Genomic DNA, 11,393 nt, shown 5'->3' with positions numbered 1-11,393 from the left:
GTGGAGCGGAACACAACGTTCGAACCGACATAGATCGTGTTCGGATCATGCGGCGAGTGCACGATCGGATACGTCCACTGGAAGCGATACTTCGAGTCCTTGGCATCGTGACCCATGGGGTCGAGCGGCCACGGATCGATGCTGAGTGACTTGGCCGTCCGACGGTTCAGCACGTCCATACTGCCACCGTAGTTCGCGCCGAACATCATGTCGGGATCATCGGGCTTGCTGCTGATGTACCCCGACTCACCGCCCGCCACGCCATAAAACGTGGAGAAAGGCGACGGCGGCGCTGCCGGCGCACCACCACCGAATCCACCACCACGACCGAACGCCGGAGTCTCACGCACCGGTCCGCACGACGAACCGGCGTCCTGCTTGGCACCGCACACGTGATACGGATATGCACTCGTGAGGTGCACGTGATAGTACTGACCGGTGGGCGCGGCCAGAGCCTGGCGCGTGGTGCCACCATCCTTCGTGATCACGACGCCGTTGTCGTGCGCCACGGCAATGCGCTTCGGGTCGGTGGGATCGATGTAGATGTCATGATTGTCACCACCACCGAAGCCGGCCGCAAACGTCTTGCCGCCATCCTTCGACACCAGCGGGCTCACCTGCGGCGCGTACACCACGTTGGTGTCCTTCGGATCGGCGTACAGCTTGGAGTAGTACCACGACCGCTGACGCAGATTGCGATCACCGCTCATGAATGTCCACGACGCACCGGCGTCGTCACTGCGATACACGCCACCGTTCGCTTCATGCTCGAGAATCGCCCACAAGCGACTCGGCTTGGCCGGCGACACCGTAATACCGATCGCGCCCAACAGACCGGTTTGCGGCAAGCCTTTCGCGCGCGTGATCTCGGTCCACGTATCACCACCGTCGGTGGTCTTGAAGATGCCGCTGCCCGCGCCACCGCTCACCAGCAGCCACGGCTTGCGGCCAGCCTGCCAGAAGGTGACGTACATGATCTTCGAGTTCGACGGATCCATGATCATGTCCGCCACACCGGTGCTGTCGTTGCGGAACAGGATGTTCTTCCACGTGCGGCCGCCGTCGGTGGTGCGATAGACACCACGTTCCTTATTCGGACCGAAGACGTGGCCGAGTGCACCGACGAACACGATGTCGGGGTTGTTGGGGTCGATACGCACGCGCGAGATGTACTGGGTCTCCTTGAGTCCCATATACGTCCACGTCTTGCCGGCATCGAGGCTCTTCCACACACCGTCGCCATGCGACACGTTGCCGCGGATTGGCGTTTCGCCGCCACCCACCCACACCACGTCAGGATTGGTGGTCTGCACTGCGATCGCGCCGATGGTGCCGCCGAAGTACTTGTCGGTAACCGGCATCGCGGTTTTGCCACCGTCGGTGGTTTTCCAGACGCCGCCGCCGGTGGTGCCGAGGTAGTACTCGTCGGGGCGCTGGACTGAGCCGGCCACGGCGACCATGCGGCCGGTTTGGTTGGGGCCGATGTTGCGCCAGGTGACACCGAAGGTGGTGTCGGCGGCGCGGGCGGGGGAGGCACCGGGGGCTCGCTGCGCGGGCAGGGTGGCGGCGCAGAGGAGGGAGACGGCGGTTAAAAGCGAGCGGGAGGGAATTGGCACGTGCTGGGGTGTTGGGTTGGGGCGGGGGCTTGTGATGGCTGCTGGTTAATGAAACGGCTCGGGGGGTGGGAGTGCTGGTGGCTGTGGGCTTGGGGCGCTCGGCTCCCGGGCTTTGGGCTTGGAGGCTCTCGGCTCTCGGCCGTGGGCCGTGGGCCGTGGGCGGTGGGTTACAACTCAGAACCCGGGGTTAGAGCTCAGGGGAAGGCGGGGGAGCGATAGGCTTGGCGGCCGCCTACTACGGTGAGGAGGACCTTCGTTTTCAGTAGGTCATATGGGGGGATGGTCAGGATGTCAGCCGATAGGACTACGAAATCGGCGAATTTTCCTTTCGCCAGCGTGCCGGTTTCTTGCTCCATGAACGCGGCGTAGGCAGCGTCCTTGGTGTAATGCCGAAGGGCGGCTTCTACCGTGATCCGGTTCTCAGGATACCAGCCGCCTTTGGGGGTGCCCTGGGGGGTTTGGCGGGTGACGGCGGTGTAGATGCCGAGCAGTACGTCCATGGGGAAGACGGGGTAGTCGCTGCCGAAGGCTTGGATGGCGCCGGCGTCGTCGAACTTTTTGAAGGCGTTCGCACGCGAACTACGCTCGGGGCCCAAGAGCGGGGCGTAGTTCTGCAGGGTGGTTTGGTCGGGGGTGGCGAAGATGGCCTGGGTACTCGCGATCACGCCCAACTGCTTGAAACGGGGGAGGTCGGAAAGCGCGGGGACTTCGATGTGCTCGATGCGATGACGCCGGCCGTTGGTGCCGTTTATTCGTGCGGCGTTGGCGTAGGCGTTGAGGGCAGTACGCACGGCTTTGTCGCCGATGGCGTGCAGCTCAACCTGAAGGCCGGCCGAGTCATAGCGCGCGACACCGCGATTAAGGATGGCGGCGGGCCAGAAGGGGAGACCGGTATCGTCTGAACCGGCATAGGGTTCGAGCATCGCGGCAGTCTTGGCGTCCACGGTGCCGTCGAGCATGCCTTTGGCGATCCCGAAGCGCAGCCAAGGGCCGTTCACGCTGTCGCGCAGCATGGTGTAGCGCCGAACGGTGGCGGCGGTGGCATCGGGCGAGAACGGGACGGCGGCGCGGTAGCGTACGCGCAGGGTGTCGGCCTTAGCGGCGGCACGAAGGATCGCGAACACCACGTGCTCGGGCGCCCGCGGACTCGCGTCTTGAAGTAGTACGATACCGAACGATGCCGCCTTCCGGGTTTCTTCATCGATGCGTCGGGTAATATCTGCGCGTGAGGGCTGCGGTACGAGGCGGCTCACCAGCCCCGCCGCCGACTCTTTCAGGAGCCCGGTGGGCACGCCGCCGGCTTCGCGCTCGATCACGCCACGGGCGGGGTCGGGGGTGGTGGCGGTCACCTTGGCCAGCGCCAGCGCCCGCCCGTTGGCAATCGATTGATGGCCGTCGCGATCGGTGAGGATCACCGGCTGATTGGGAAAGGCGACGTCGAGAAAGCGTCGGTGCGGGCTGTTACTTGGGAAATCCGATGGCGTCCATCCTCGGCCTACCACCCACGCCCCGGCCGGCCGTTTGGCGGCCCAGGCTTTGAGACGGCGCACGATTTCCGCCGGCGACTTGGCGTCGGTGAGGTCGGCGCGATCGCTGGTATTGAGATGCCAGTGCGAATCGTTGAAGCCGGGCACCACACGCTTCCCCTGCAGGTCGACCACCCGCGTCGCGGGCCCGCGGAAGGCCATCGCGTCGGCGTCGGTCCCTACGGCCAGCAGTTTGCCATCGCGTTCGGCCAGCGCTTGGGCCGATGGACTGGCCGAATCGCCGGTCCAGATGCGCGCGTTGGTGTAGATCGCGCTGGCCACTTCGGTGGGTTGGGCGTGAAGCGTGGTGGCCGAGGCGGCGAGGGCCACGCCAACGGCCACGGCGGAGCGAAGGGAGAATGGCATCAGCGTGTCAGTCATGGGCTCCGATATAGTGTTCGAGGCTGCGGAACACTATATGGATCGTATCCGGTTCGGACCACGACCACTTGCCGCGCCGCTTCATCTTCCCGACTCCCCCTGCCATGCTCGTTGTTCAGGTGTTTGTGCACGTGCTCCCAGACCAGGTGAGCGCGTTCAAGGCGGCCACGCTCGACAACGCGACACACAGCGTGCTCGAGCCAGGCATCGCGCGCTTCGACGTGCTGCAACAGGCGGATGACCCGACAGGCTTCACGCTGATCGAGGCGTATCTCACCGACGACGCCCCCGCGGCCCACAAGGCCACGGCCCACTACGCGCGCTGGCGCGATACGGTGGAGCCCATGATGGCCTCGCCCCGCACGAATATGAAATACGAGTCCGTGTTCTTTCCCGTGTAAGCTTTTTCTCTTCTCCTCTTTTTCTCCTTTCCTTTGTGCGATCAGTACTGCGGCCTTACGGCATGGCTTGAAGAACTGATCACACAGAGGAAAAGAGGCTAAGAGAATAGGAGAACTGCAACAGCACATTTTTTGAGGATGTGATCGTGAAGATTCGTGCGATGATGGTGGTGATGGCGCTGATCGGCGTATCGGCTACAGCTAGTGCGCAGCCGAGCGCTCGGCTTGAGCTCACCGAAGCGTCGATCACTGAGGTGCAGGCGGCACTCACGGCTGGTCGGATGTCCAGCGTGCAGCTGGTGCGACAATATCTGGCGCGCATCGCGGCGTACGATCACGCGGGGCCTGAGCTCAATTCGCTCATTCGCGTGAATCCCAAGGCTGCGGCCGAAGCGGCGGTGCTGGATGCGGAGCGCAAGGCCGGAAAAGTGCGCGGGCCGATGCACGGAATTCCCGTGATCATCAAGGACAACTACGACACCGGTGACATGCCCACCAGTGCGGGGTCGCTGGCGTTGGCTACCAGTCAGCCTTCACGTGATGGGTTTGTGGTGAAGAAGCTGCGTGACGCAGGGGCGATTATTCTGGGCAAGTCCAACTTGCATGAACTCGCGGCGGGTATCACCAGCATCAGTTCACTCGGTGGACAGACCCGGAATCCGTACGACCCCACCCGTTGCCCAGGTGGCTCCAGTGGCGGCACGGGCGCGGCCATCGCGGCCAGCTTTGCGACCGTGGGCTGGGGGTCGGATACCTGCGGCTCCATTCGTATTCCCAGTGCCTTCAACGCGCTGGTGGGATTGCGGCCTACGCAGGGGCTGGTGAGCCGGCGCGGCATCGTGCCGCTGTCACACACACAAGACATCGGCGGACCACTGGCGCGCACGGTAACCGATCTCGCTATCGCGCTTGATGTGAGCGTGGGTTACGACAGCGAGGACTCGGCGACTTCCGTACTGCGCGACGCGCCGACGCCCAAGTTTGTGGCGGCATTGAACAAGACGGCGTTGCGTGGCGCGCGCATTGGCGTGTTTCTGCCGTACTTCCGCGATACCGACGCCGAGATTGCGGATACCGTGCGCGCGGCGATTGCGGCCATGCGCGCGCAAGGCGCTACGGTAGTCGACGTGCCGATGGCGGAGTTCGACACGCTGATGGCCAACACCAGTGTGATCAACCTCGAAACCAAGTTCGATCTGATCGACTATCTGCGCACCGTACCGAATGCGCCGGTGAAGTCGTTACGCGATATTCTCGATCGCGGCTTGTACGATCGTCAGCTCGAGGTGCGCTTCCGCGTGATCGACACTGTACTCGCGGCCGACAGTGAGCAGCATCGCACCGCACTGAAGCGACAAGCGGCGCTGCGGACACGCATGGAGCGTATCCTCGACAGCTTGTCACTCGACGCGATCGCCTATCCCACGGTACGGCAGAAGCCGACGCTGGTGGGTGAGGTGCAGAACGGCAGCACCTGCAACTTGGGCGCGCAGAGTGGACTCCCCTCCATCAGCGTGCCGGCGGGCTTCGCGGCTGATGGACTGCCGGTGGGCATCGAACTGCTAGGCAAGGGCTTCACCGACACGCGCCTGGTGGCCTTGGCCTACGCCTTCGAGCAGTCTGGCGCACGACGTATCGCGCCGAGCACCACACCGGCGCTAGTGGCGGGCAAGGCGCCGGTGGCGGCCCCGATCGTGGTGATCACGCGCGCGCGTGGCATCGTGGCCACCACCCGCGTCACGCTCGATCGCGTGCACAGTGTGCTGTACTGGTCGGCCACGGTAAACAACGCCGGCGGCGCACCGTTGTCGGCGCTGGTGCTGCGTCGCACGGGCAACGCGGGTCGTATCTCGGGCCCGATCTCCGGAGCTGCTGCCAGCGGCACGACGTCGGCCAGCATTGCCATTCCGGCCGGAGCAAGCCGAGTGAGTGCACGACTGCTGGGGCCTGGTCAGGCGAGTGGAAGCGGGTCGTTCCCGCTCACGTATGCCGATCGCGTGGCCTTTGACGCCGGTCGACTGACCGTGGCCATGTACACCGGGGCTGGCGTAGAGCCGGTGGAAGTGAAGGTGGCGAGATAGGCGAGATAGGCGCGACGACAACGACTACGGCAACGACAACAGCAACAGCTTTACCGCGGATTGCACGGATAATCACGGATTGGCGCCGAGCGTGCGACCGGTGCAACAGCGCCTCAACCGGTCGATGTTTCGCTGTTCAACAACAAAACAGCGCGCTATCGGTTTGCAACGACGACGGTCGCGCGCGCTGGACCAATCCGCCGATATCCGTGCAATCCGCGGTAGAGCTTTTGTCGTTGTCTGCTCAACAGCCCACTTCACACCCGTGACAGATCGCCCGCATCGCGCGAACTTTACGGTATGTCGATTTCCTTTACCATCCGCACCGCCCTGGCGGGTGCCGCCCTCGCCGGTGGACTCAGTGCCCGCCCCGCGCAGGCGCAGCATGCCTTCGCCGACCCCGGTGCTACGTTCGATCCGCGTGTGCCCACTCCCGCGCAGATCTTAGGCTACGATATCGGCGCCCGCTTTACTCCGCAGCGCGCCATGATGCGCTACATCGAGCGCATCGCTGCGGCGTCGAAGCGGGTGAAGGTGGACACCGTGGCTCGTACGTTCGAGGGGCGCGAGATGCTCATCATCACCATCTCGAGCGAAGCCAATATGGCGCGGTTGGCCGAGATTCAGCGGGATGCCGCGCGTATCGCCGATCCGCGGGGGGCCGGTGCAGGTGATATCGACGCGGCGGTGAAGCGGATTCCGAGCATCGTGTGGCTCGAGCACTCCGTGCACGGCGGTGAGGCGTCGGGGGCCGAGGCCGGTTTGGCGCTGCTGTATCAGCTGGCGGCCGGCACCGATGCCGATACCAGGCTGGCGCTCGATAGCACCGTGGTGCTGATCGACCCCAACGAGAATCCCGACGGACGCGAGCGGCACACGCACGACATCGAGCGCAGCTGGAGCGCGCAGGGTGTGGCCAGTGAGCCGGGGGCCATCAACAACGCCGGTACGTGGCCGGGGCCGCGCACGTCGCACTACTACTTCGATCTGAATCGTGACTGGTACGCGCAGTCACACCCGGAGTCGAAGGGACGCGTGAGCACGTACATGAAGTGGTGGCCGCACGTGGCGGTAGATCTGCACGAGCAGGGAAGCAGCTCGAGTTTCTACTTCGCACCACCGCGTGAGCCGGACAATCAGAACAATCCCAAGCACCTGCCCAAGTGGTACGACATTTTTGCGGCGGCGCACGGGGCAGCGTTCGACGCGCACGGTTGGTCGTACTTCCGCAGGGAAGGCTACGACTCGTTCTATCCCGGGTACGGCGAAGGGTGGCCCATGCTGACCGGCGCCATCGGCATGCTGTTCGAGAGCGCGTCGAGCTCGGGTGGTGCCGTGATGCGCAACGACGGGACGCTGCGCACGCTGAAACAAGCGGCGTTCGAGCACTTTACGGCCGAGTGGGCCACCGTGAAAACATCGGCCCGTCGGCGTACCGAGTTGGTGCGTGACTACGCGGCCGCGCGGGCGAATGCCATCACCATGCATGCCAAGGGTCCACTGCGGGCCGTGCTGCTGGCGCGTGACGCGCAGGGTCGTGCCGATTCGCTGGTGCAGAAGCTGCGCGACAACGGCATTGAGGTGCAGCGACTCACGGCCGATGTGTCGGTGGCCAACGCCAGTATGTACGCCGGCGGTACGCGGCCTACGATGACGGCAAAGGCCGGCAGTTATGTGGTCGATTTGGCGCAGCCGCAGGGGTATCTGGCAAAGGCGTTGCTGGAGCCCGATGCCGCTTTGGATTCGGCGTTCATCAAGTTCGAGCTCGAGCTCCGTCGCACGGGTCAGCGGAATCGTTTTTACGACATGACGGCGTGGTCGTTGCCGCTGGCGTGGCGCGTGGACGCGTACACGTTGTCGGCGATGCCCGGTTCGGTGTCGCTGGTCACCGATGTGCCGCGCACGTTTGTCGCGCCGGCGCGGTCGGTGTACGGTTACGCGTTCGCGCCTGGCAGCGAGTCGTCTATTCGGTTGCTGGCGTCGCTGCTCACCGATTCCGTGCGCGTGTGGTACGCCCCGTATTCGTTCACGTCGAAAGCCAACGCGTTCCCCCACGGCGCGTTCGTGATTCGCGTGGCGCTCAATCGCGCCGATGTCCACGACGTGGTCATGCGTCGCGCCGCTGAAGCGGGGGCGCAGCTGGCGTCCATTCCGTCGGCGGGTGTAGACGTGGGCACGGACCTGGGCAGCAACTCGGTGATCCCGGTTCAGCGGCCCAAGGTGGCGCTGCTTGGCGGGGCGCCGGTGAATGGCACATCGTTCGGCTTCAGTTGGTACGCGATGGATCAGCGCATCGGCTACGCCAGCACGTTGGTAGACGCGAACTTCGTCGCCACCGGTGACCTGAGCGCCTTCAACACGCTCATCATGCCCTCGGTGCAAGCGGGCGCACTCGATCGGGTACTGGGCGACGCGGGTCGCGCTCGCTTGGCCGACTGGGTACGCAACGGCGGCGTGCTGATCACGATCGATGCTGCGAGCGCGTGGGTGGCTCAGGAACGTGTAGGCCTCGTGCGCACACGTGTGAAGCGCGACTCCACGCGCGCGGACAGCACCGGCGGCGCACCGCTGCCAGGCAGCCTGCCGGGCGTCATGGCGCGGGCGACCGTCGATACGCTGTCGCCGCTCATGGCGGGCATCTTGAACCGGGAGATGGCGGTGTTCGCGAACAGCGATCGCGTGTTCACGATCCCGAAGGATTTGAGCGCGGGCGAAGCGGTGATGCGCTTTGCGCCGGCGGCGCGCGTACGCATTGCGGGCTACTACTGGCCCGAAGCCGCCGCCAAGATCGGCGGGTCGCCGTACCTGTGGACGGAGCGTGCCGGGCGCGGACGGGTGATCATGTTCGCGCACGATCCGGTCTACCGGGATCAGCTGCGCGGGACGCTACCGATTTTTGCCAGTGCGGTACTGTTGGGGGGGAGCTTCTGATTCGTCGATAGATCAGAACTGCAACGACAACTGCTGGAACACGGCACCGACGGATTTCACAGAAGGGCACAGATACGCGAACGGCGATTTTTGCTTATCTGCGCTGTTCCGTCAAATCCGTTTTCTCCGTGTTCCAGCTGTTGGCGATCCAATTGGCCTACGCGATACTTGCCGCATAGGCTTTCGCAAACCGCTCCGTATCGGCGGCCTTCATCCCACATACGCCCACCCGCAGCCCCTCGGGCATCGGCACCACGAACACGTTGGACGCCTGGAGTTTTTCGCATACCGCAAACGGATCGGGCGGCGCCGGCAGCATCACGAAAAATCCACCGTCCCAGGGCGCTCCCGGCAGCCCTTCGGCCTTGAGTGCGGCGTCGAGGGCCGCCACGCGCTCCGTGAGTACGCCGCGCCAATGCGCGTGCTCAGCCGCCAGCGCCCGTAGCGCGGCTTCGCTGTTGGTCATGCGCAGCAACACGCTCATCGGTGCGCGCGCGCAGTTGCTCCATGTGCCACGGCAGCTCGACACCAGGGCGCCCTTGAGCGCGGCGTCGTTGCTCCACGGAAACACGAGTGCGCCGGCGCGCGAACCGTACAGCGTAAAGGCCTTGCTGAGACTCAGGCTGGCGCACACCAGTACGCCCCGTTCGGCCCCGAACGCGGCGTAGTCGTCGAGCGCCTCGCGGACATCGGCCGGATTGCGCGCGTAGTCGAGATACGCGAAATCGAGCAATAGGGTGACCGGTCCCTGCGACGCGATGTCGCGCAACACCGAAATCAGCGTGCGACGATCGTCGCGCGAGAGACTGCGGCCGGTGGGGTTATGGCAGGGATCGTTCAGCCACACGAGTAAGCGCCCCTGCTCGTCGATCAGGTCGCGGGCCTTGGCTTCCCAGGCGCCGATATCGAGCGGTTCACCGGGCGCGGGGTACGGCGCCGTGTCCAAGCGCACCTGCGCTTCGGCGGTAATCGTGGCGTACGGGCCCCAGAACGGCCCGGCGGTGAGAACGGCCTGCCCGCGCTCCACGAAATTGCGCAACGAGAGCGCCAGCGCGCCCGATCCGCCGGGCGTTGCCACGGCCACGCCGGGGCTCGTAAGCGTAGGCCAGTGCCGCTGCGTGAGTGCCAGCAGGAAGGCTGGATCGCCGGCGATCGGGGCGTAGGGCGCGATCTCCATGGGCGTGAGTTCGCGCCACAGCGCCATCACGCTGTCGAGCACCACGAGCGTGCCGTGGTCGTCGAGCAGGGCGCCAACGGTGGCGTTGATAACCGGCGCTCCCGTGGCCGCCCGTTGCTGGGCGGCCGCGTTGAGCGTGAAGATCAGATCGTCGCCGGCGAGTCCCTGGCGCGAGTCGAGGAGATGAGAGCGCATCTCCCAAAGCTAATGTGGTCAGCGTGTGCTGATCAGCGCTTGCTTGACGGCGGGGTCATCCCCTTCATGCGCATGTACGTCACGATGTTGCCGTAGTGCTCACCATCGTGCACGGCGTTGAGTGTGAGGGCGCCGAACTTGGTGCTCTTGGAGCCGAACATGTCGATCGACGCGGTGCCCGATGCCGCCGGAATGTTGTACGCCTTCACGCAATGTGCGGTCGAGGCCTTGAGCGCCGCCACGAGTGCGGCCTTGGTCTTCGCACTTTTCTCGATGGCATCTTCGGCCGGCTGCTTCTCGCCCAGCACGGCCGCGCAGATCAGGTCCTGCGTGCCGGCCACATGTCCGATCAGTTCACCAAAGCTGCGTACGGTGGCCACCGGCTTGTACGCGTAGTTGGCCTCCGTCATTTCTTCGGCGGCCTTGGTGATGAAATTGATCTGCCCCTGCCAGTTTTCATACAGCGCCGCCATGGCGGGGTCTTTCGGCGCTTGTGCCGCGGCCGAACTCGGTGCGAACGCCACGACCGATGCGGCGACGATCAGGGTGGCGAATTCTCGTGCCCGATGTTGCATAGGAACCTCCGTGTTCCAGCAGTTGCTGGTTGAAGTGGAACCGCACCACCGTCACTCGCGGCGGGCGGCACGATCGGTAACCGCTGGAACACGGAATCGACGGATTTTGCGGAACCGCACAGATACGCGAACGACGACGAACAAGATCCGTTCACCGCGCCGTTGGCGTATCCGTGCCGTGCCGTGCGATCCGCCTTTTCCGTGTTCCCGCGGTTGCTGGTGCAGTGGAACCGCACCACCGCCACTCGCGGCAGGCGGCACGATCGATAACCGCTGGAACACGGAAGCGACCGATGTTGCGGAACCGCACCGATACGTGAATGGCGACGACCACGATCCGTTCATCGCGCCGTGGGCGTATCCGTGCCGTTCGGTGCGATCCGCCTTTTCCGTGTTCCCGCGGTTGCTGAGGCAGTGGAACCGCACCACCGTCACTCGCGGCGGGCGGCACGATCGGTAACCGCTGGAACACGGAAGCGACGGATGTTGCGGAACCGCACCGATACGTGA

Annotated in this window: 7 protein-coding genes; 3 read left to right on the top strand and 4 right to left on the bottom strand. The window is 64.8% G+C overall.

Going from position 1 to position 11,393, the window contains the following annotated elements; translation table 11 throughout:
* Both ACLL97_RS10645 and ACLL97_RS10640 read right to left on the bottom strand, forming a co-directional pair.
* A partial coding sequence (locus ACLL97_RS10645; protein WP_411280450.1) for a WD40/YVTN/BNR-like repeat-containing protein occupies nt 1-1,616 on the bottom strand: 1,616 nt, incomplete at its 3' end.
* A gap of 194 nt (nt 1,617-1,810) precedes the next feature.
* Nucleotides 1,811-3,523: an amidohydrolase gene (locus ACLL97_RS10640; RefSeq protein ID WP_411280449.1), complete on the bottom strand. Its 1,713-nt coding sequence runs from the start codon at nt 3,521-3,523 to the stop codon at nt 1,811-1,813.
* Nucleotides 3,524-3,627: 104 nt separating this feature from the next.
* Here ACLL97_RS10640 and ACLL97_RS10635 point away from each other — a divergent pair, with 104 nt between their 5' ends.
* The 3 genes from ACLL97_RS10635 to ACLL97_RS10625 all read left to right on the top strand — a co-directional run bounded on the left by ACLL97_RS10635 (nt 3,628) and on the right by ACLL97_RS10625 (nt 8,936).
* Nucleotides 3,628-3,924, top strand: coding sequence for a putative quinol monooxygenase (locus ACLL97_RS10635; protein WP_411280448.1), 297 nt, complete (start codon nt 3,628-3,630; stop codon nt 3,922-3,924).
* 146 nt (nt 3,925-4,070) lie between these two features.
* On the top strand, nt 4,071-6,005 hold the full coding sequence (locus tag ACLL97_RS10630) for an amidase family protein (protein WP_411280447.1): 1,935 nt from the start codon (nt 4,071-4,073) through the stop codon (nt 6,003-6,005).
* Between the two features lie 300 nt (nt 6,006-6,305).
* A complete protein-coding gene (locus ACLL97_RS10625) occupies nt 6,306-8,936 on the top strand; it encodes a M14 family zinc carboxypeptidase (protein ID WP_411280446.1) in 2,631 nt (876 codons plus the stop codon).
* 157 nt (nt 8,937-9,093) lie between these two features.
* Here ACLL97_RS10625 and ACLL97_RS10620 read toward each other — a convergent pair whose 3' ends face one another.
* On the bottom strand, nt 9,094-10,308 hold the full coding sequence (locus tag ACLL97_RS10620) for a pyridoxal phosphate-dependent aminotransferase (protein WP_411280445.1): 1,215 nt from the start codon (nt 10,306-10,308) through the stop codon (nt 9,094-9,096).
* 32 nt (nt 10,309-10,340) lie between these two features.
* Complete coding sequence (locus ACLL97_RS10615) at nt 10,341-10,883, bottom strand: DinB family protein (RefSeq protein ID WP_411280444.1); 543 nt, start codon at nt 10,881-10,883, stop codon at nt 10,341-10,343.
* Nucleotides 10,884-11,393: the final 510 nt, after the last annotated feature.

The sequence above is a fragment of the Gemmatimonas sp. genome (assembly GCF_046594945.1).
In the GTDB taxonomy this organism is placed as follows: Bacteria; Gemmatimonadota; Gemmatimonadetes; order Gemmatimonadales; family Gemmatimonadaceae; genus Gemmatimonas.
This window is presented reverse-complemented; position numbering and strand designations above follow the sequence as displayed.

Coding starts and splice junctions, on each gene's coding strand:
- ACLL97_RS10635 (WP_411280448.1), top strand. CDS start 3,628: ATGCTCGTTGTTCAGGTGTTTGTGCACGTGCTCCCAGACCAGGTGAGC.
- ACLL97_RS10625 (WP_411280446.1), top strand. CDS start 6,306: ATGTCGATTTCCTTTACCATCCGCACCGCCCTGGCGGGTGCCGCCCTC.
- ACLL97_RS10615 (WP_411280444.1), bottom strand. CDS start 10,883: ATGCAACATCGGGCACGAGAATTCGCCACCCTGATCGTCGCCGCATCG.
- ACLL97_RS10640 (WP_411280449.1), bottom strand. CDS start 3,523: ATGACTGACACGCTGATGCCATTCTCCCTTCGCTCCGCCGTGGCCGTT.
- ACLL97_RS10620 (WP_411280445.1), bottom strand. CDS start 10,308: ATGCGCTCTCATCTCCTCGACTCGCGCCAGGGACTCGCCGGCGACGAT.